At 49.6% G+C, this 21,888-nt stretch carries 17 protein-coding genes; 12 read left to right on the forward strand and 5 right to left on the reverse strand.

All coding sequences use genetic code 11. The features are described 5' to 3' along the window. Positions 1 to 101 precede the first annotated feature (101 nt). A complete protein-coding gene (locus H9Q13_RS03400) occupies positions 102 to 974 on the reverse strand; it encodes an SDR family oxidoreductase (protein WP_224744038.1) in 873 nt (290 codons plus the stop codon). A gap of 123 nt (positions 975 to 1,097) precedes the next feature. On the opposite strand from H9Q13_RS03400, the gene H9Q13_RS03405 reads away from it, so the two are divergent. Then, complete coding sequence (locus tag H9Q13_RS03405; RefSeq protein ID WP_191182328.1) at positions 1,098 to 1,502, forward strand: nuclease A inhibitor family protein; 405 nt, start codon at positions 1,098 to 1,100, stop codon at positions 1,500 to 1,502. Between the two features lie 64 nt (positions 1,503 to 1,566). Here the strand turns inward: H9Q13_RS03405 and H9Q13_RS03410 are convergent, their stop codons facing one another. Next, on the reverse strand, positions 1,567 to 2,454 hold the full coding sequence (locus H9Q13_RS03410) for a DNA/RNA non-specific endonuclease (protein ID WP_191182329.1): 888 nt from the start codon (positions 2,452 to 2,454) through the stop codon (positions 1,567 to 1,569). 205 nt (positions 2,455 to 2,659) lie between these two features. Beyond that, positions 2,660 to 4,114 (reverse strand): phytoene desaturase family protein, encoded by a 1,455-nt coding sequence (locus tag H9Q13_RS03415; protein WP_191182330.1) that lies wholly within the window; start codon positions 4,112 to 4,114, stop codon positions 2,660 to 2,662. A gap of 94 nt (positions 4,115 to 4,208) precedes the next feature. Here H9Q13_RS03415 and H9Q13_RS03420 point away from each other — a divergent pair, with 94 nt between their 5' ends. The 4 genes from H9Q13_RS03420 to H9Q13_RS03435 all read left to right on the forward strand — a co-directional run bounded on the left by H9Q13_RS03420 (position 4,209) and on the right by H9Q13_RS03435 (position 7,219). Then, positions 4,209 to 4,481: a hypothetical protein gene (locus H9Q13_RS03420; RefSeq protein WP_191182331.1), complete on the forward strand. Its 273-nt coding sequence runs from the start codon at positions 4,209 to 4,211 to the stop codon at positions 4,479 to 4,481. A 49-nt stretch (positions 4,482 to 4,530) separates the two neighbouring features. Continuing rightward, a complete protein-coding gene (locus H9Q13_RS03425; protein ID WP_191182332.1) occupies positions 4,531 to 5,358 on the forward strand; it encodes an SDR family oxidoreductase in 828 nt (275 codons plus the stop codon). Between the two features lie 86 nt (positions 5,359 to 5,444). Continuing rightward, positions 5,445 to 6,683, forward strand: a complete 1,239-nt coding sequence (locus H9Q13_RS03430; protein ID WP_191182333.1) for a BaiN/RdsA family NAD(P)/FAD-dependent oxidoreductase — start codon at positions 5,445 to 5,447, stop codon at positions 6,681 to 6,683. A gap of 80 nt (positions 6,684 to 6,763) precedes the next feature. Further along, positions 6,764 to 7,219, forward strand: coding sequence for a ferritin-like domain-containing protein (locus tag H9Q13_RS03435; protein WP_191182334.1), 456 nt, complete (start codon positions 6,764 to 6,766; stop codon positions 7,217 to 7,219). A 342-nt stretch (positions 7,220 to 7,561) separates the two neighbouring features. Here the strand turns inward: H9Q13_RS03435 and H9Q13_RS03440 are convergent, their stop codons facing one another. Next, positions 7,562 to 9,409 (reverse strand): DEAD/DEAH box helicase, encoded by a 1,848-nt coding sequence (locus tag H9Q13_RS03440; protein ID WP_191182335.1) that lies wholly within the window; start codon positions 9,407 to 9,409, stop codon positions 7,562 to 7,564. A gap of 663 nt (positions 9,410 to 10,072) precedes the next feature. Between H9Q13_RS03440 and H9Q13_RS03445 the strand changes: the two genes are divergently transcribed. The 7 genes from H9Q13_RS03445 to H9Q13_RS03475 all read left to right on the forward strand — a co-directional run bounded on the left by H9Q13_RS03445 (position 10,073) and on the right by H9Q13_RS03475 (position 20,482). Further along, positions 10,073 to 10,609: a hypothetical protein gene (locus H9Q13_RS03445; RefSeq protein WP_191182336.1), complete on the forward strand. Its 537-nt coding sequence runs from the start codon at positions 10,073 to 10,075 to the stop codon at positions 10,607 to 10,609. Positions 10,610 to 10,789: 180 nt separating this feature from the next. Further along, positions 10,790 to 14,185 carry a UvrD-helicase domain-containing protein gene (locus H9Q13_RS03450; RefSeq protein WP_191182337.1) on the forward strand — a complete coding sequence of 1,132 codons (3,396 nt, stop codon included), beginning with the start codon at positions 10,790 to 10,792 and terminating at the stop codon, positions 14,183 to 14,185. 114 nt (positions 14,186 to 14,299) lie between these two features. Next, a complete protein-coding gene (locus H9Q13_RS03455; protein WP_191182338.1) occupies positions 14,300 to 14,854 on the forward strand; it encodes a DUF5655 domain-containing protein in 555 nt (184 codons plus the stop codon). 95 nt (positions 14,855 to 14,949) lie between these two features. Then, positions 14,950 to 15,372, forward strand: coding sequence for a VOC family protein (locus H9Q13_RS03460; RefSeq protein WP_191182339.1), 423 nt, complete (start codon positions 14,950 to 14,952; stop codon positions 15,370 to 15,372). Between the two features lie 156 nt (positions 15,373 to 15,528). Beyond that, positions 15,529 to 18,417, forward strand: coding sequence for a PD-(D/E)XK nuclease family protein (locus H9Q13_RS18160; RefSeq protein WP_191182340.1), 2,889 nt, complete (start codon positions 15,529 to 15,531; stop codon positions 18,415 to 18,417). Positions 18,418 to 18,597: 180 nt separating this feature from the next. After that, positions 18,598 to 19,152 carry a hypothetical protein gene (locus H9Q13_RS03470; RefSeq protein WP_191182341.1) on the forward strand — a complete coding sequence of 185 codons (555 nt, stop codon included), beginning with the start codon at positions 18,598 to 18,600 and terminating at the stop codon, positions 19,150 to 19,152. 418 nt (positions 19,153 to 19,570) lie between these two features. Continuing rightward, complete coding sequence (locus tag H9Q13_RS03475; RefSeq protein WP_394367976.1) at positions 19,571 to 20,482, forward strand: N-acetylmuramoyl-L-alanine amidase family protein; 912 nt, start codon at positions 19,571 to 19,573, stop codon at positions 20,480 to 20,482. A 71-nt stretch (positions 20,483 to 20,553) separates the two neighbouring features. Here the strand turns inward: H9Q13_RS03475 and H9Q13_RS03480 are convergent, their stop codons facing one another. Further along, positions 20,554 to 21,810, reverse strand: a complete 1,257-nt coding sequence (locus H9Q13_RS03480) for an alkaline phosphatase family protein (protein ID WP_191182343.1) — start codon at positions 21,808 to 21,810, stop codon at positions 20,554 to 20,556. Between the last annotated feature and the right edge of the window lie 78 nt (positions 21,811 to 21,888).

A 21,888-nucleotide genomic window follows, 5' to 3' on the forward strand; every position in this document is an offset into this window, starting at 1 on the left:
AAAGCAGACTATTAATAAAAGGAAGTTATTCCGTGCAAAATTCTACTGTTCAACGAATTTCCAAACTCTCTAACTCCTTAACTCTCAAACTCCTAAACTCACTAACTCTGCTTCCCTCTCATTTGCTTCTCCATGGCATCCCACATTTCCTGCGGTATTTGGTCGAAGGCATTGAACTCACCGGCACCGTAGAGCCACTCGCCGCCATCTATCGTTACAACTTCACCGTTCACGAACGCGGCGTAGTCTGACACCAGGTAGGCCGCCAGGTTGGCCAGTTCCTGGTGCTCACCAAATCGTCCGACAGGTATACGCTTTACCGGATCCAGTTTATCTGCCAGTTGTTTCGGGAAGAGTCTCGTCCAGGCACCTTCTGTGGGGAAAGGACCTGGTGCAATGGCATTAGAACGGATGCCGTATTTCGCCCATTCTGAGGCCAGGGAGCGGGTCATGGCCAGAACGCCCGCTTTGGCGCAGGCGGATGGCACTACATAGCCGGATCCGGTCCAGGCGTAGGTAGTCACGATGTTGAGGATGGTTCCCTCCTGCTTCTGCCCGATCCAATGCTTGCCCAACGCCAGCGTGCAGTTGTAGCTTCCTTTCAGCACAATGTCGGTGATTACGTCGAAGGCTTTGTGGCTTAGGCGCTCTGTTGGACTCACAAAATTACCGGCTGCGTTGTTGACCAACACATCCACCCTGCCGAATTTGTCGAGCGTGGCCTGCAGCATGGCTTCGATCTCGTTGTATTTGCGCACATCGCAGACCACCGGAAGCACCTCTCCGCCTGTTTCCTGCATGAGTTCCTGTGCGGCCTGCTCCAGCACCTCCTGTTTGCGGCTGCAGATGACAGCATTGGCTCCGAGCTCCAGAAAATATTTTACCATGGAGCGTCCAAGGCCAGTGCCGCCCCCCGTTACGATGATCGTTTTGCCTTTCAAAGCGCCTTCTTTCAGCATGGGTTCTGCCTTCATAATTTTATCTTGTTTGTTTTGGTTTGCTAACGTATAATAGCATCGCACTGTCTAACCTAAATATAAGAACCTGATCTGACAAATGGAGTAAAAGAAGCATTCTTTTGCAAAAGCAACTAAACTATGGACCTGAAACAGATTGAAACTGAACTGAAGGAGGCGACCAACGGCCTGCTTATGATGAGCGAAACGGATGCTCCCTTTGAATTTTTTCACGAAGAGAATTTCAAGAACGAAGCGCTGAACAAAGAAACGGTGCTGAAAATGGCTGCCATGCCGGCCGACTATCCCGTGGAGGTTGTGGAGCTGGCGTATTTTTTCCGGAACATGACCCATGCCAGACCCGAGCAAGGCGAAGCCGGCATGCAACAGGCCAAACGATTCGAGGAATTGCAGAAAAAGCTTCGGGAACTTTTGCAGGACGTCAAGGTATACCGCATCGGTGAAACCCAGATTCTGGCACTCATACTAGGCCGAACCCCAGCCGGTGAGATTACAGGTCTCAAAACGATGCTGGTTGAAACCTGATAAAAAAAATCCCCGGCCACATTGGCCGGGGATTTTTTTTTATCAGGAAGGCTATACCTATACCTTAAGAAGTAGGGCCGTTGTCTATACGCGCCTCAATTACGTCCTGAATGGAGGCCGGCACGTTAGAGAGAATATTGTAACCGGTTTTGGCTTCGATGGCGTCAACGGTGGTGCGGTATGTTCCCCAGCTGGTGCTGATGCTGGTAGAGTTTGGCGTGTCGATGGCAATTACGCGGGTGCTTGTCGTCACACGGCTCACGTCGCTGGTGCCTACAGGCAGCACTACAATCACTTTCCAGATACGGTTAGGCACGGTAATTTTGCCACTTGCTAATGTTTCTTTGTAGCCATTGCTACCGGTACCGCCTTTGCCATACTGCCCCATGATGATGTAAAGCTCATTGCCCTGGCTGACCAGTGTGCGGCAATAATTTTCCAAATTGGCCCAGGTTTGCTGGTTATTGGTGGGTGCCTGCGGAATCATGTTCGACATCAGGAAAGTGGCGGAATTATCTGTCACCGTAAGGGTGCGGTCCGCTGATGGGGCATTGTGCCCACGGTCAAAGCCACTGCCCGTATAGTCCGTGGTCTGCACTTTGTAAAATGCGCTCGGCAGTGAGTTGTCTGCCCTGAAGTCGTCCTGGCGCGGGGTGCTGCCAAGCCAGGCGCTGCTCAAATGCCAGCTCACCCAGTTCGGGGTGCCCCGGTAGGAGTTGTAGGACATTGAGTACTGCGGCTTGTCGATGAGGTAGTTGGAATAGCTGGTGTTCGCCCCGCTCGGGTTGCCCATCGCCCTGTTGTCGTCCTTTGTGGCGGTGGCGTTCGCAATAGAATCGATCCTGCCCAGATCCTGCTCACTGGACTTGGGTGTGAAATCCTCCTGCGAACAGGATACCAGCATCCATCCCAGTAATGACAGAGAGAGAAGGCGGTGAAATTGTTTGAACATAATTTTTTTAGTTTGTTTGAAGCGGTAAATATGGCAATCTTCCCTCAGGTTTACATTATCAGATTATTATATTTTCATAAGTAAATATATTATCCTTGAACTGGCCTACAGAAGTCCGTTATAACCATATAACTGATGTTTCAACAGCTAAATCAGCATTCGTGATTGAGGTCTGCCGCTTCGAACTTTGGTGATATATTTCAATTTAGAAATGATCCTGCAGCAGTTTGTGTACTGCTATAATCCCACTGAGGCAAGTCCCCACAATGCCTTGGCCGGGGTACACGGTATCGCCGCAGATATAGGCTCCCTTGTGGTCGAGCCGAGCGTCTTTCATCTGCCAGGGTTTAATGTGTCTGTATTGCGGATAGCCGCCCACCATGCCAAAAGCCCTTTGTGTCCAGAAGATCCAGGCGCCTGGCGTGGCCGAATCCAGGTATAGGATGTCTTCCCGCTGCAGCAGTTTCTCCTTTTCCATTAGGGCTAGTATGGCTTCTACCAGCGGTTTCTTATCATAAATCACACTGTGTTCAGGGTCCGATACGTGCGTACTGACTGCTACTACGGTATGACCACTCGGCGCTCTTTCGGTATCGTTTGGATGACTGAAGCTGACGAAAAAACTTTTACTTCCAATTATCGGGAGTCCCTCGGGCACATGCACCTGGTGATGGAGAACACTTTGCCGGAATCTGTTTTTAATCACAAAACCCATCGTAAAGGCTCCATTCAACTTTTCGGACGGCAAGGTATAGCGACGCAGTTTTGACTTCAGATGCTCATCCCGAAACAGCTCATGGGTATTGTTCAGCGGTATGCCACTGATGACGAAACGGCATTGGAAGGTACCCGCCCCCGTTGTCACGTCGTAGCCTTCGGCAGTTGCATTGACCGATTTTACCGCATGACGGTAACGGATGCTTGATCCCTTGCTCGTCAGATATTGTTCGATGGCGCGGGCCAGCCGAATAAGGCCACCATCCACGTAATAGTTGCCATACAAGGTATAGCACAGTGCCGTAGCGCCAAAAAGCTCATTGACCTCCTCCATGTGGTTTTGGGCGGTGATGAGCAGTTGTTCGTTTACAAAACCGACGAAAAGCCTGTTCTCCAGCAGGCCATACCTGCGCAGCAAATCTTCCATGGTCCTGAAGGCTCCGGGAAGCAATCGCAATTGGCGTGGCCGTGTATGCTGCACCCCCTGCCATACATCCTTCGGGTTTGAAAACGGAAAACTGCGCTGCTCTAGTGATGTGCGCCATACCTCCTGGCTGATTTTAAAGCAATGCTCCCAGAAATCCCGCTGCCTGCCTTTCCCGAAGACGCGTTCCGCCTCCCCTATCCATTCGTCCAGCTTTTGGAAACGGGTCACTAGCTGGCCATCGGGCAAGTGGACCTGCATGGGCGTTTCCAGCCTTCGAAACGGCACCTGTATACCTGTTTCCTTGAGCAGATAATGCAGCGGCATGTGCTCGTCCAACCCAACCAGTGTGGTGGCACCTGTCTCAAACCAATAGCCTTTGCGCTTGTAGGATGAGGCGCATCCACCCGGATACTTTGCCTGCTCCAGCACGCACACCTTCATCCCCCGTTTAGCTAGCAGGGCGGCGGCTGTCAGCGAGCCGAAACCCGATCCGATTAAGATGACGTTATACTTCATTTTTATGCGAAATGTCCCGTAAATTTAGGCCCGGGTATAGCCGATGATAACGAAAATTCCCAAAACAGGTACATGCAGGTATAGCCCCTCTCCCATGACAGACAAACGCATTGATCAGCTAATCCTCTTCCTTCCCATGCTAAGTGCCTGGCTAATGGCACGGGGCCTGGCCAATGACCTCATGCTGATGGTCCTGATAACGGCAGTATTGGCTCTAATCGGTTTCGGGCTGGGATACCTGCTGGTCAGGAACCTGCAAGGCAAACAACGGCACGTCCGTATTGTTGCCCTTATCGTGGTTTTCGTTTTGGTTTTTGCTTTGCCGCTGCTGGTGGATACAATCTTAACCTTCTATAGAGCACGCTGATTTCAAACCTGTGGCTTAATGGTTTTTATGCCTTAAACAAAGTGATAATATGAAAGAAAAAGCAGCTATCAGTGTCATGGGTTGCGGCTGGCTGGGTCTCCCGCTCGCCAGGCGTTTTGCACAGTTGGGTTACCGTGTAAAAGGCTCTACAACCACACCCGAAAAGCTGGATAATTTACGCCAGGAGGGCATAGATCCTTACCTGATTGACCTAGCTAACGCTAGTGAGAACCAGCAAGCGCTGCGCGATTTCCTGCTGGCTGAAGTGCTGATTCTGAATATCCCTCCGAAGCTCCGTTCGGATGGTGGTGAAAGCTACTTACAGCAAATGCGTCTGTTGCTGACTTTCCTGCGTGCATCTCCAGTCAGCAGGGTTTTGTTTGTCTCCTCCACTTCTGTTTACCAAGACCTCAATCGGGCGGTATCCGAAGAGGATGTGTTCTATACAGAGGAGCGAGATCCGACAAATGCCCTGCTGTTGGCAGAGAACATGTTTCGGGATAGCGAGGATTGGGTATGCACTGTAGTGCGCTTTGGCGGACTGGTGGGTGGCAGCCGACAGCCGGGCCGCTTCATGGCCGGCAAGCAGAACCTGCCCAACGGCGATGCCCCGGTCAATCTGATTCACCTCGATGATTGCCTTAATATTTTGCAGCGGATTGTAGAGCAGGAAAAATGGGGAGAGGTATACAACGCCTGCGCGGACGGGCACCCCAGCCGGAGGGACTTTTACCGAGAAGCAACACGAGCCCTTGGACTAGAGCCGCCAGAATTTGCTGACATGGAGGAAACAAAGTTTAAGCTTATTAGCAGCCAGAAATTGAAGGATGACCTGTCTTATGTATTCTCCCACCCCAACCCCATGGCTTTCTTTTAGTATCTTTGATGAAAAATTGCTGGTTGTTGATTGCTAATGGTTATTCATTCTTAGAGCAAACAATCAACAATGAACAATTATCAATCATGAATATAGTAGTTATAGGAGGCGGTGCGGCTGGTTTCTTTGGTGCGATCGCTTGTGCGCAGGCCAATGCGGGAGCTCAGGTAATCCTCTTGGAGAAGACGAACAAGCTGCTTTCCAAGGTGCGGGTATCAGGCGGCGGACGTTGCAATGTGACGCACAACTGTTTTGTACCCAGTGTGTTTGCGCAGCACTACCCACGTGGTGCCAAGCAACTGAAAGAAGCTTTCAAAACCTTTGGGGCCAAAGAAACCATCGATTGGTTTGAGTCGCGAGGCGTGAACTTAAAAGCCGAAGCCGACGGTCGCATGTTCCCCATAACAGATAATTCCCAAACTATTATCGATTGCCTGCAACGGGAGGTAAACCGTAATGGAATTCAGATCAAGACTGGAGTGGCCGTGGAGCGCATCGAGCCACAGCAAGGTGAAGAGGGCGAAACTGGCTTCATGCTATACCTGACTGGCGGCAAAGAACTGCATGCGGACCGCTTGTTGGTCTGCACGGGCGGCAATCCCAAAACCCAGAACTACGACTGGCTGCGAGCGCTGGGGCATCCCATACAGGAACCCGTGCCCTCGCTTTTTACCTTTAATGAACCGGCCTCCCCGCTCAAGGAGTTACAGGGAATCTCGGTGCCGCGTGCCCGGGTGCGCATAGCAGGACAGAAACTGGAATATGAAGGCCCGCTGCTTATCACGCACTGGGGCTACAGCGGACCGGCAGTGCTGAAGCTGTCGGCTTGGGGGGCACGGCTTTTCCATGAGCGCAACTATCGCTTCACGGCCCTGATCAGTTGGGTATCCGATCAAACCGAGGAAAGTCTGCGTGAGCAGCTGCAGCAGTTCCGCAAGGCACACCCAAAGAAAGTAGTGGTCACCAATCCGCTTTTTGGCTTACCGCAGCGGCTTTGGAAAGCACTCACAGGTATAGCCGAAGTGAATCAGGACGTGATCTGGTCTGAACTGACGGCCAAAAGCACGAATAAGCTTGTCGAAGCTTTGTTGCGCATGCCTGTAGAGGTAGACGGCAAGACGACTTTTAAGGAGGAGTTTGTGACGTGTGGCGGAGTGGACCTGAGCCAGGTGAACATGAAAACTATGGAGAGCCGCCTGCACTCTGGGCTTTATTTTGCCGGTGAGGTGCTGGACATTGACGGTATAACCGGTGGATTTAATTTCCAGGCAGCCTGGACCACGGGCTATCTGGCCGGTAAAGCGATCGCTGCTTCCATATCCTAGCATAGCCATATATCCATAGATGGTAACAAAAAGTAATGTATTGCAGTACATCAGCATACAAAAACTAAAAAAATATCACTATGGAAATTAATAAAGAAGTTTATTCAACTGTGCACCATTTGATTGAACGTTGCAAGGATGGTGTAAAAGGCTACAAGACCGCCGCCGAAGACGTAGAAGATCAGGATCTGAAAGACCTCTTCAGAAAATACGCCGTGCAGCGCGACAGCATGATCACTGAGTTGCAGGACCAATTGCATAAGATGGGGAAGACAGATGATGAGTCAAGTTCAATCGAGGGTTCGTTGCACCGTGCCTGGATCGACATCAAGGCTGCTCTTTCTTCTAAGGATAGAAAAAGAATACTGGAGGAGTGTGAGCGTGGAGAAGACTATGCCGTGAAAGCGTATGAGGAGGCGATGGAGAAAAACCTGCCAGGTGACCTGAAGCCTATCGTAGAGCAGCAGTACCGCGATGTAAAGAATGCGCACGACCACATTCGCTCGCTTCGCGACAATGCGCGTGACAATGGTTAAGGAACCGATCAGGTCATAGTAACAAAGAGGAGCTTCGGCTCCTTTTTTTGTGACTTTGTATGAAGTTTTTAGGTATAACAGGTATAAAAAATAATAAGCCTGACATCCGTCTGATGTCAGGCTTATCAGTTCTAACTGCGTAAAACAGTAGAATAATCTTCCAACCTTTTTATGATATCTTCTTTAACGGAGATAGGTACAGGCTGGTTGCAGGATTTTGAAAATTCTTAAAACAAAAAGGCCGACGTTTCAAGTCGGCCTTTTCTAACAAGTTGAAGGGTTTGAATTCTTCAAGCTTTGTATATCTATTTATACGTGCTGCCCGCAGGCAGGTTCAGTTACTTAGAATCTTTTTTTGCGGAAACCGCCACGGTCGCCACCGCTGCTGCGACGGTCGCCTCCTCTGAACGAATCGCGGTCGCCACGGCCACCGAAACGGCTTCCGCCGCCTCCGTATCCGCCACCTTCTTTGCGTGGACCACGGTCACGGTCGCCGTAACCGCCACGGTCGCCACCGCCGAAGCGTTTGCCACCACGGTCGCCGCCACGATCAGCACCGCGATCACTGAAACCGAAGTCTTCCCGGCCACCACCGGCTCCGCCTTCTTTCTTCTGCGATTTCTCCACGATCACCGTGCGTCCGTCAACCTCAATGCGGCCAACTTTCTGCAGGATATCCGCTGTGTACTCACTAGGCACCTCCACGAAGCTGAACTTGTCATACAGGTCGATGTCACCTACTTTAGAGGCAGGAATATCGGCGTTCTGGCTCAGCAGGTCGATCAGGTCTTTCGGGTGTACACGGTCTTTTTTACCGATGGTGATGAAAAGACGGTCGAAACCAGCCTTCGGTCCACCAAGACCTTTTTCGGCTTCTTTGCCCGCTTCTTTTGTTTTGGCTTCTTTCAAAGTCATTTTCAAAAGAGCAGCGGCGATCTCAAGTGAGGTATACTCTTCGTTTACCAGGCTCTCGATTTTGGTAATGTGCTTGCTCAGGTTGCCCTTTTCAAGTACTTCACGCACCTTCTCAAGGTATGCGCTGGTGCGCAGTTCGTTTACGTCTTCGTAAGTAGGTACCTGCTGCAGCTGGATATTGGCCTTGGTATAGCGCATGATATCCTTCAACTTGTACATGTCCGAACGACCAGACACGAAAGAGAAAGCACGGCCAGACTTACCGGCACGGCCTGTACGACCGATACGGTGTACATAAGACTCTTCGTCCTGTGGCAGGTCGTAGTTGAATACTGCCTCAACATTGTCAACGTCCAGACCACGAGCAGCCACGTCAGTAGCTACCAGTATCTCCAGTGTGCCGTTACGGAACTTGCCCATCACGTTAGAACGCTGGTTCTGGTTCAGGTCACCGTGAAGCGCGTCAGCGAAATAGCCACGTGCCTGCAGATTGGTCACCAGTTCGTCCACCATACGCTTGGTATTGCAGAAGATGATAACCGACTTCATGTTGTGCATGTCCAGGATACGGGAAAGCACTTCCTGCTTCATGCTGTTACGCACCTCGAAGTATACCTGATCGATGTTGGTTACGGTCAGTTCCTTGTGCACCACTTTCACGATCACAGGATCCTTCTGGTAACGCTTGGTCAGGTCCATGATCGGCTTCGACATAGTGGCCGAGAAGAAAATGGTCTGGCGCTCTTCCGGCATTTTGCTCAGCACGAACTCAATGTCGTCACGGAAGCCCATGTCGAGCATTTCGTCCGCCTCGTCCAGGATGATCTTCTTGATCTTGTCCAGCTTCAGCGTTCCGCGCTCGATGTGGTCCATCACACGGCCCGGCGTACCGATCACGATCTGCACACCCTGCTTAAGGGCGCGAAGCTGACGGTCGTAGGCTTGTCCACCGAAAATAGGCACAATGCTGATGCCCGGCTTATACTTAATAAGTTTCTGGATTTCTCCGGCTACCTGAATAGCAAGTTCGCGTGTCGGGCAAAGAATTAGCGCCTGCACACTGCGATCGTTTTCATCGATGCTCTCGATGGTAGGTATACCAAAAGCCGCGGTTTTACCGGTTCCCGTCTGGGCCTGGCCTATAATGTCTCGTCCTTCTAATACAACCGGGATTGCTTCTGTTTGGATGGGAGAGGCTTCTTCAAAGCCCATGTCAGCGATAGCACGCTGGACTTCCGCAGACAGCGGAAGTTCGTCAAATCTGATTTTGTTCATTCTGTTAATTATAACTTTTTATTACATCACTTGGAGGCAGCCTGTCCTTAACACCCTTCTTCTACGAAAGAAAAGTCCGAAACGAAACTAAAATCAACCAGGTTATGCCAAAAGCGGAGTATCCAGTTATACCTAAATCAGACTGATTCCAAATCGGCTGCAAAGGTACGGAGAATATTCGAGACTTGCAGATTAATCGCAAACTATTATTAAGCAGACAGGATTGCACAAATACCTCAGTATTATTCTGTTATAAAATTGTTTTAAGAAAGTGTTTCTGCGTTAGATAATTTTAAAAATAATTTTTATTTTGCAGAAAAATAATTCAAATAAATATTGAAATAAGAAACAAGGCCATTCTTCACACGTAAGAAGAGAACATTTACATCTGATTTCTGGCTGTTTGCTGATTTTAAAATTTATCATTGGTTTATCCTATTTAAAGGCCGTAGTTTAGAACAGGAATAGGATTGATACGGACATATTTGGTAAATCCTGTATATAGGAGCAACCAGGTAAAGAAAATTTTCTGTTGCATTAGCGCCACCAGCACCACCACTCCACCTTAGCTTGAAAACAGTATCAGGATCAATTGTGTCCTGTGAACATTGTTGTCATTAAACACTGAATAAATATTCTTAACCCTTTAATTCCTTTCTAACTATGTTACACTTCTCCAAAATCTCAACCAAAGGCAAAGACTTCAATCTGATCGCTTCGGGTGCGCTGGCATTTAAAATCCACAACAAGATACTCAAGGACGAAACCTTCATGAAAGGGACCAAGGTTTCGAGAAACCTCCTGCAGAGTAACGCGGTACTGAAGGCTGACAATAATGACCATAAAAAGGTGTTTTTCGTCATCATTTCTGATCTGGACAAAATGAACGCTGCGTCGCTCTGCAATATGATAGCAAAGGAACGGGCCAAGGGTAGTTTCGCTGTGTGCCAGGTCATCCCGATGTTCTACAACGAGCCTTCGTTTAAAGCCCTGAAGATGCTGCGCCAGAATTTTGATGAAGTAATTGAGCTCAATAAACTGACTTTAGGCGGCGGAAAGGCCTTAATCAGCACAGAGCAACAGAACTGTATTATCACGGATTATTCTATCTCTATGGCTCGTATTATGCGCAATGTGTGTGTGAATGATCATGTAACGAAGGAAAAGGAAGTCAAAAAGGGGCAGTTAGCATACGCCTAGCCTTTATCCACATCGTAGAAAGGCAAAAGCTCCTTCCGGCTGACACGGAAGGAGCTTTTTGAATTTTAAGGCTACCGCCCAGGGTGTTATAGCTCCTGTCGCTATTTTTTGTTGGTTGCTATTGGCTTTAGCCGACCGGCTGATGTATCTTTAAAATTCTGATAACACAGGATTCAAGCTATGCCGTCTACATTCAAGATACTCTCCTCCTCTGCCGGTTCTGGCAAAACCTACAACCTGACCAAGGAATATCTGAAGCTGGCCCTGCATACCCCCAACCCTGATTATTACCGCTCTATCCTAGCCATTACTTTCACCAATGATGCGGCCGCCGAAATGAAGGAGCGTATATTGGGTGATCTACGGAATTTTAATGACCCTAACCTGAGTGACAGATTGAGGGCCAAAAGTGAGCAATTGCTGGATTTTATCACCACCGAACTTCAGGGAGAATATCCGGAGGAGCCGTTCGATAGAGAGGCCATTCGTGAAAGGGCTGGCAGACTGTTTACCCAGATACTTTATAACTACAGCGATTTTTCGGTTAGCACCATCGACAGCTTCGTCAATAAGATCGTGCAGGCCTTTACTCGGGAGCTGAACATTCCTTACAACTTCGAAGTAGACCTCGATTCGCAAACGCTTGTCAGTACCGCCGTGCAGTTATTGCTCGACAAAGTGACCAACAGCAAGGACGACCTCCTTTCGGAGACACTGGAGCAATATGCCCTGGAGAAAGCCCGGGAAGGACGGAGCTGGAACACGCTGCCGGACGACCTGGCCGAATTTGCCAAAAATTTGCTAAACGAACAGGTATACGAAGCCGTGACTGATATACAATCGCTCACACTGGAGGACTTTAAAGGTATACGAAAACAGCTAAAAGAGCTACAGGAAGGTATAGCGGCGGCACTGCAGGAAGAAGCCAGCAAAGCCCTGGTAGCTGTAGAAAACGCAGGCCTCTCCCCTTCCGATTTTTACCAGGGCAACCGGGGACTCTGGGGCTACTTCAATAAGTTTGCCCGCGAAGCTGACCTTACTTATGGTAACAACTATGCCCGGCAGACCGTGGAAGATGACAAGTGGTATGCCGGCAAGGCTTCTTCGCATACAAAGAGCCAGATTGATGGCGTCAGCATGTTGCTGCGGGAGCTTTATTATAACATCGAAGGTATAAAGGAACAGTTTGCCAGCACTTTTACACTAATTGCTTCGGTGGTACCGCACCTCTATAAGGTGTCGGTTTTGAATGAACTGGAAAAATGCCTGCAGGAAATCAAGCTGGATAGGAACACGGTACACATTTCCGAGTTTAACAAGCGTATTATCGATATTGTGTTGCAGGAGCCGGTACCCTTTATCTATGAGCGACTGGGCGAGAAGTACAACCATATCCTCATCGATGAGTTTCAGGATACCTCGGTGCTGCAGTGGAACAATCTATTGCCATTGGTAGACAATGCGCTGGCTTCCAGTCATTTTAGCATGGTGGTGGGCGATGCGAAGCAGGCTATATACCGATGGCGCGGAGGTGAGATGGAACAAATTCTTCACCTTTACAAACAGAATACCAGGTTACTCTATGAGAACCGCCGCCATGGACACCTGATTCGAGAACGCTACGAGTCAGTTGACCATGCCCTTCAACCGGACGATCTGCAAACAAACTACCGAAGCCGCGCAGAGATCATTGGATTCAACAACCAACTGTTTACTTATATCAGCAAGGAGCATGCGGCATATAGCATGTTCGCTTCCATCTACGACGAAAACTTTGTGCAGCGGGTGCCGGATGGCGACAAAAGCGGCGGACACGTGCAGATCCTGTTCACTCACCCTGACGATACCAATTTCAAGTATGATCTGAACACTTGTGCCCGGTCGGGGGAGTTATATGAGGAATATGCCCACGAAAAAGTGCTCAGTTACGAGGAAAGTACGCTGAATATGGTGTTGCAACTGGTACAGCAGGGCTTGGCCGATGGCTATACCCTGAAGGACATGGCGATACTCTGCCGTACCAATGTTAGGAGTAAGCAAATCGCCAACTTCCTGAAAGAACGTCGGTATGACATCATCTCGCAGGACTCGCTTTCGCTGCAATTTGCTGAGGTGATCAATCTGGTCATTGCCTTGTTCAAGGTATTTAATCGCCCCAACGATACGCTGGCTAAATCGGAGGCGCTATACCTGGTTTGTGCCGTGGCGATGGAAGAGATTCCGGATACAGAAATGACCCAGACCATTGCAGCGATTGCCCGGGAACCCGACCCACAGGCATTTTTTGATCAGTTACGCGTGATGGGATTTGATGTGAAGGAGCGGGAAACCGGCAACCTTTCCATTTATGAACTGACTGAACAGCTGATCCGAATCTTCAACCTGCTGGGGCATAATAATGAGTGCGAGTACCTGTTCCGATTCCTCGACCTGGTACTGGAGTATAGCCTCAAAAATAGTAACAACCTGAACAATTTCCTGGCTTACTGGGAGGTGCAGAAAGAGCGCTTGAGCATTAACACGCCCAAAGACCGCAACGCCATCACGATCACGAGCATCCACAAATCCAAAGGCCTCGCTTACCCAATTGTTATTATACCGTTTGCCGACTGGAGCACCGAGCCGCAGACACGTGCCTTGATGTGGAGCCGTTTGCCGGAAGAGGTCACCGTGACGGGTAAGCTGCGGAGTGTGGCAGTTAACATAAGTTCGAAACTGGAGACAACAGTTTTGGCGGGGCAGTACAGCACTGAGATTGAAAAGACCTTTATCGAAAACCTGAACATGCTCTATGTGGCCCTCACCCGCCCTATTGACCGGCTATACCTGATCGGCAACGGCAAGGAACTCCAGGATGAGAAGAAGTCGCTTCGGGCACTGGAGGGCACTGCCAAGAATGTGAGTCAACTGCTCTATCGCTTCCTGGTGCATAAGGAAATGTGGCAGCCGGGGCAGTTCTGTTACCAACTGCACAAAGGCACAGAAAGGCAGCACCACGAGCAAGTGGACACGGAGCATACCTATACCTTGCGTCACCTGGACTCCACTGACTGGTCAAAGCGACTGCAACTGAAACAGCATGCCAATAACGTGTTTGACTTTGAGACGCAGACCATACAGCGTACCCTCAACAAAAAGCTGCATTATGCCCTCGCACGCATCATTACGGCACCGCAACTCGACCATGTTTTGCGACAGATGGTATACCAGGGTATTATTAGTGAACGGGAGAAGCCCGCTCTTCGGGAGCGCCTGCAGGAGGTGGTGAGACATCCTAAGCTGCAGCATTTGTTTTCGGAGGAAGTGGTCGTGGAACACGAAAAGGAACTGCTCGACGCCCGCGCCTATCTTTACAAACCAGACCGGGTCGTATTCGATGGAGAAGGGGTTGTTTTGATCGAATTCAAATTGCCGCCTCCACAACCCGAGCACCGCAACAAACTTGATCTGTATGCGCTCCGCTTCAAGCAATTGGGTTACGAAAAGGTAAAATGCGTGCTTTATTATTTTGATACAGAGGAGATTCTGGAATGGCAGTATGGAGGCAAAAGCCTTCAGATGGGACTGGCGCTTTAAAGAGTTTAAGATTTTGGGAGTTTAGGATTTTAAGAATTGATGAAGTACTTTTTATCTAAAAATCAGGTTTTGATAGCGTATTGTTAATTGTTTTAACCTCATAAAAAAAACACCATGGACCAGGCAGCACAGACCATGATCGATAACCTACAGAAGAACACAGGCAAATCGATGGAGGAATGGAAACAGATCGTGGCTGATTCGGGCATTCAGAAACACAGCGACATCCTTAAATTCCTGAAAACGGAGCACAATTTTACACACGGATTTGCCAACTTGATCGCCCTCAAGTTCAAAGGAACTGATGCCGGCTCGGCAGAAAGCCCAGAGCAGTTAATTGAGAAGCAGTACCAGGGGAAAGAGAATCTGAAACCGCTCTATGATAAATTAGTGACGGAACTAAAGCAGTTTGGCGAAGACGTCGAGTTGGCGCCTAAAAACGCCTATGTCAGTGTCAGAGTAAAAAAGCAGTTCGCCCTTTTTCAGCCCTCCACGAAGACCCGTCTGGATGTAGGTATAAATCTGAAAGGAACAGAGCCTGTCGGTCGTCTGGAAAAATCCGGGAGCTTCAATGCCATGTGCTCGCACAGGGTTAGGCTGGAGAGCTTGGAAGACGTTAATCCGGAATTGATTGGCTGGTTGAAAGCAGCTTATGAACAAGCCCGGTGATGTTTGTTGCATATTCCTGTCATCGTTCAGTTTATTTTAATTTCAATTTTAATTATCGGCTCCACTTCCTCAGAAGGGACACAATAGATACCAGCATGGAACAACGCATTACCTTGATCACTTTAGGCGTCAAAAATCTGCAGCGCTCGAAAGATTTTTACCAGAACATCTTTGGGTGGCACCCATTGGAGAGCAGCAACGAGCGCATTGTGTTTTTTCAGCTTAACGGGTTACAGCTGGCCCTTTTCCCGCAGGAGTCGCTGGCTGATGACGCGGGTGTGGATGCTGAGGGCAAAGGCTTCCGTGGTTTCTCGCTGGCCTATAATGTTCGCTCTGAAAAAGAAGTGGATGAGCTGGTGGCTCGCCTCCAGGAAAAAGGCGTTACCATTCTGAAGCAACCTGAAAAAGTATTCTGGGGCGGTTACAGCAGCTACATCGCCGACCCGGACGAAAACCTGTGGGAAATCGCCTACAACCCCTTTCTGCCGCTAGATGAGAAGGGAAACGTTTTAAGTTAGAAAGTTTAAAAGTTAGAAAGTTTAGGAGTTAGAGAGTTAAAACTTGATATTCTATAGGGACAGGTCGCGACCTTTTCGAATCATGCACCCAACAATTTAACAATTAGCAATTAACAATTCCTCTATTCACTCAATCACCCATTCAACATTACCCCTGTGCAGACCTTTCTTGAGCTAACAGCCAAATACGTTTACGAGAAGTATAAGGAGAATATCAGCGAGTTGTGCATTATCCTGCCGTCGCGTCGTGCGAGTTTCTTCTTTAAGAATGCGCTGGCGCAGGCGGCCCCGGAGCCCATCTGGTCGCCGGAGGTATCTGGTATGGAGGATTTTATTACCCGCCTGGCCAAGACGGATGTGCTGGAGCCTATTAACCTGCAACTGGAACTGTATGACCTGATGCGGGAACAGGACCCAACGCTGGACTTCGACCAGTTTGTGACCTGGGGCGGCACCCTGCTGGACGACTTCAGCCGGATAGACCAGAACCTGGTGGACACAAGTAAGCTGTTTGAGTACCTTAGCGAGGCCAAGGCGTTGGAGCGTTGGGACCCGAAGCACCTGGGTACGGAGCTCTCTCCTACCATGAAAAAGTACTTCAGCCTGTGGGACAACATCGAAAAAACTTACCATAACCTGAAAAAACGCCTGTTGGAAAACAAGCAGGCCTATACCGGAATGGCCTTTCGGAAGGTGGCCGAGGGCATCGAAGGTATAGCCAAAGACCCAGGCTGTGCGCAGTACATTTTCATTGGTCTGAATGCATTGACCAACTCCGAGGAAAAAATCATCAGAACATTGCTAAAGCACAACAAAGCCGAAGTGCTGTTCGACTCGGATGATTTTTACATGGACGAAGGCACGCCGAACCGGGCGGGTAGCTTTTTGCGAAAGTATAAGAGCACCTGGAAACTGGAAGAATGGCGGTGGCAGCAGAATCTGCTGCTGACTGATGAGAAGGAAATCAACGTGATCGGGGTGGCCAATGCAAGTATGCAAGGCAAACTGGCGGGACAACTGCTGCAGGAGATTCGCCAGCAGGACAAGCATGCGCAGGTGGCCATCATTCTGCCTGACGAGACCCTGCTCCTGCCGGTGCTGCATTCTATACCCGACGAGGTGCCCAACTACAACGTAACCATGGGTTTGAGCTTCAAGGGTACGCCGCTTTACAACCTCATCGACCTGCTATTCGATGTGCACCTGACGGGGGTGACACAGTTGCAGGAGTCCGGTTACAAGGTATACCAGTACCATCACCTCACCGTGACCAAACTGCTCACGCACCCCTTCATCCGAAGGTATGAGCTATACCTGAGCGAGCAGCCGGAGCAGGAAAAACACCACGGTTTTATACAACGGGTGCTCGACCTGATCGTGCAGGACAACCGGGTGCTCATCACGGCAAACGACCTGCTGAAAATGGGCGGCCACCAGCCGCTCTTCGAAACGCTGTTTACAAGCTGGCGCGATTGCGACGACATCATTGCCTCCCTGTATAAGCTGATCGACCTGCTGCGGGAGGTATACAGCCACCAGCCCAATACCATCGAGACAGAGTACCTCTACATTTTCTATACCATCGTCAAGCGCCTCGACACCATATTCGATTGTCGGGAGCAGAAGATTTCGGTACGCAGTTTCCGGAAGTTCCTCAATGAGCTGATCGGTTCGCAGCGCCTCCCTTTCAGCGGGGAGCCTATTTCGGATGTGCAGATCATGGGTATGCTCGAGACCCGTGCGCTCGATTTTGAGAACCTGATCATTCTGTCGGTGAACGAGAATACCTTGCCGGCTCCCAAGCGACACGAGTCGCTGATGCCTTACGATGTGCTGAAACAGTTTGGGCTGCCAACCTATGCCGAAACCGAAGGCGCCATGGCCTATAATTTCTACCGGTTGTTGCAGCGGGCCAAGCGCGTGAACCTATTGTATGTGCTGCCTTCCGATACCTATGGCTCCGGTGAAAAGAGCCGCTTTATTCTGCAGCTGCAGAACGACCTCGCCTTCCGAAACCCAGGTATAAAGTTCCGTGACCTGACCGCCGCCGTCGAGCAGCAGCAGACCCGGAAATATGATGAGGACATCGTGATACAGAAGGACTCACAGACGCAGGAGCAGCTCAGGAAAGAACTCCAACGCGGCCTATACCCTTCTCATCTCAACATGTATATCAATTGTTCGCTGCAGTATTACTTCAGCCGGATCGCCAAAATACGGGAAATGGACGAAGTGGAAGAGCAGCTCGGGGCCGACCAGTTTGGCACCATTGTGCACCAGGTACTCGAGGATTTTTTCCGGCCATTTGAGCAGAACGGGCAGCCGATTGAGCAGCAACACGTCAGGCTAATGCTGGCGCAGCTAAGCGACAAGGTGGAGTCGGAGTTCAGGAAAGTAACCCGCGGTGCCACACCCGAGCGCGGCATGAATTACCTGCTTTACAAAGTGGCGGTGCAGGTGCTGGAGAAGTACCTGGAGAGCCTGTTGGAGTCGAAGGACGAACTGCCGCTCTATGTGCTGCGACTGGAAGAGCAGCTGGAAGCCACGCTGCAGGTGCGGGTGGGTGACGAGCTTATACCTGTGAAAGTAGCCGGAAAAGCCGACCGCATCGACCTGAAAGGCAACGAGCTGCGGGTGATCGACTACAAGACCGGCAAAGTGGAACGGGCACAGGTAACGGTGAAGCCCGACGATGTGGCGCTGCACTTCACTACCGACCCCAAATACGACAAAGCCCGCCAACTGTGGCTCTATCAGTACATCCTGCAGCGCAACTTGCAGCAGGCTCCGCAAAACATACTCCGCAACGCCCGGCATGTATCACCGCAAAGCATCGTAGCGAAGTCAGGCATTCTATCTTTCCGAAACCTGGATGCGGGAGTGCTATCGGCTAACTTCCCGTTTGAGGATGACTTTATACCTGTTTCCGAAGGTTTGTTCTCCAAATTCGTGAACCGCCTGCTGGATCCGGAGGAACCTTTCCGTAAAACCAAAGATCTGGAGGTTTGCCAATACTGTCCGTATCGGGGTATTTGTGCGCGATAGCAAAACTTATTATCGATGAGGTTTCCGGGTCTAAGGTAAATATTTAATTGCGTATGCAACTTCATACTTGGTTTAATACGCACACCCAAAGCCTAAATTCATTGCCTTTTATGAAACTCAATTGTCTACGCTCATCAAATTTTTAGTACTTTAGATGACAAAATCTATAAATAAGGAAGTATGAAGAGACTTATACTTATTTGCCTGGTGTGGTGTCATGCCGGGAATTTGCTCGGGCAGGATTACATTTCACACTCAAATTATGCTAGCCGGATAGTTTCTATAGCAGAACCTTTACTGCCAATAACTGAATTTGCTGTTGTGGTAGATACTGTCTCTGATTCGGAAGTCCCTGTGGAAGTATTAGCGGAATTTATTGATAGCCAACACGCTGACTCCATCCTGCATGCCTTGGGAAAACAGAATGCCAGGCTATATTTTAAACGGCCGGCTGTTTTCACTGCATCGGCTTTAGGTACTACTTTGGGTATACTAACCGCCGGTATTACGCTTGCAGTCCCCATTGCACTGGCTGCTCTTCCTGCAAAGGTCAAGGATAAGGATATACCAGACCAGTACCTGGCACAAAACCCAAGCTACATGGCAGGTTATACCGCGGAGGCAAAAAAACGCAAAAGAATAACAGTACTTAAAGGAACCGGGGTAGGCGTATTGGGTGCTGGTGCACTGGTCGGAGCATTTTATATGATGATTTCGTCTCTTTCGCACATTTAAACTCCGCTATTTTGCCTGGCAAACCTACCCTTTCCTGATCTGGTCAGGAAAATCACCTTTTACCAAATTTTGTTTATGAAAAGATTCGTCATTTCCGACAGCCACGGGGATACAAAGCTACGGTCTCATACATTACTTTAAAAAAATATTATTTCTGAATATAGTCTTGCTTAGATACTATCATCAACAGGTAATTAACTTTTAACCTTCACTCATTTTTCGTAATATCGGGTTTTAACATATGCCGGTAAAACTTTTAGCCTTGCGTACATCCATACTGACTTTTCTCTTCTTACTTATCTCAATCTATACCTTCGGGCAAAGCGCCAATCTGCAGGTAGTGGCTTTGCCAGGCGATGGTGTCTATACCTTGCTGCGCCGTCACGGACTCAATCCTTCGGAGCACCTGAGCAAATTTATGGAGCTTAACAAAGAGCGGTTTGGCAAGGACAACGGCCTTATTGCTGGCAAGGAATATACCTTACCCGAACTAACTAAAGCCAGCAGCTCAGCAGCGCCAGCCACTACTGGCCCCTCTCCTGCTATTGCGAAAGAAACAGCTGCAAGTTCACCGGCCAAGTCAACTTCGCGAGTGCTCGATATACCCTTGTTCGGCGATAAATACTCTCGTGTGGAAGTTAAGGATGATAAGTTAAAAGGGGCGGTCTATTATCTGAGTTCAGGACACGGCGGCCCTGACCCTGGGGCGGTTGGTAAGTATGGCAGCAACGACCTGGCCGAAGATGAGTACGCTTACGATGTGACCATCCGGCTGGCCCGTGTACTGATGGAGCATGGCGCAACGGTTTACATGATCATTCAAGACCCAGATGACGGTATTCGCGACGAAGGTGTCCTGAAAATGGACCGTGATGAAGTAACCTATCCAAAGCAGAAGATACCACTAAACCACAGCGCCCGGCTACGCCAGCGCACGAACGCTGTCAATGGTTTATACCTCAAGCATAAAGGGGCTTACCAGCGTATGCTAGCCATCCATGTAGACAGCCGCAGCGAAAGCCAGAACATCGACGTGTTTTTTTACCATCACGAAAACAGCAAAGACGGGGAGCAACTGGCCAAGAATATCCACCAGACCTTTACGAATAAATACAAGCGCTATCAGCCTAACCGCGATTATTCCGGCAATGTATCGCAGCGTAGCAGCTTGTATGTGGTCAAATATACCCATCCGCCAACCGTATTTATTGAGCTCGGCAACATCCGCAACGACAAGGACCAGCGCCGCTTTGTGATCTCAGACAACAGGCAGGCCCTGGCTAACTGGATTTACGAAGGCCTGCTTTCCGATTACAGTGCTGAAAAATAATCTACTGGCTAGGTATAAATCTTAATTATACCCTTAACTCGCGGGCTACAATTGTGTTAAGGAGATTTTTGCTAGAGTACCTCTTTCACCAATTTTCTGCTGCCGTCTATTTTGTGGCCATACCGGAGACCCAGAATCTCGGCGATAACCGGATACACGTCCACACTTTCGAATGATGGAATTTTGCGTCCTTTCCTGAAAGCCGGGCCCCAGGCATAGAAGGTGGCGTGCATTTCCTTTACTTCTGTCGCATCGTAGCCATGTGTGCCCGGTGATGGCTTGCGCGCAGAGAAGTGAAATACTTTGGGGGCATCCGCCAGCAAGAGTATGTCGCCTATGCGGCAGTACTTATCATCCTTCCGGCCATAGTGCAGGTACCTGGGCATGTTTCGCTTGCGGTATACCTTGTAATCTTCTGCGTCTTTCTTTAGCTGCTTATAAGTGCTTCTGATAGCGCTTTTATCTTTTGCGTGCAGCTCCACCATTACATCTCCGCTCGAAACGATAAACTTGGATGTGTCGATAGCCGCAGGAAGTGACAACGTGTTTTCTGTGTCAATGTGGAGCATGCCGTGGTCCGATAAAAACACATAGTTCACCGGCAGGCCTGTTGTTGCTACCGCCTCTGTCAGCTGCCGGATCTGTTCGTCCAGCTCCAGCACAGCCTGTCGGGTTTCGGGTGCTTCAGGCCCGTAGCGGTGTCCGGCGTGGTCTACTGCCGGTAAGTAAATGGTGATCAGGTGCGGGCGGCGCTCTTCAGGCAGGTTTAGCCAGTCCACTACTGTTTTGATGCGGCTTTCTACCGGAATTACCTCACTGTACTGGTAATGGTAGGTAGGCAATACTCCCTGAATAGGCGCCTCGGAGCCTACCCAGAAAAAGCTGGCTGACAACATCTGCTGCTGCTCGGCCAGCACCCAGAGCGGTGTGCCGCCATACCAGCTGCCATCCTCCACTTTGCTGCGATCGCGCACGGTATAATACTCCTGACGCTTCGGGTCGTAGAAATAATTATTGATCAGGCCATGGCTGGCTGGATAAAGACCCGTTACGATCGAGTAATGGTTCGGGAAGGTTTTGGATGGAAACGCCGGAAGCATCGATTCGGCCTGCACGCCTTGCTCACGCAGCGCGATTAGTTTTTTGGCCTGGTACTTATCTGCGTAATCGTACCGGAAGCCGTCAGCCGATATAAGGATAACATAGGGCTTCTCCTGTTGCGAAGCACTGTTATACCTGCCTGTTATAACACGCTGCAACGTGTCTGCCTGGGCGAAAGCCTGTACTTGGACAAACAGGCAGCATATCAGAGTAATAAATGGTTTCATGGGGCTAAGATAGCCGAAAAGCTCCTTTTCGCACAGCGCCGCAAAATATTATACCGCCAAATTAACACACTTGGCCTT

Source organism: Pontibacter aquaedesilientis, from assembly GCF_014773225.1.
In the GTDB taxonomy this organism is placed as follows: domain Bacteria; phylum Bacteroidota; class Bacteroidia; order Cytophagales; family Hymenobacteraceae; genus Pontibacter; species Pontibacter aquaedesilientis.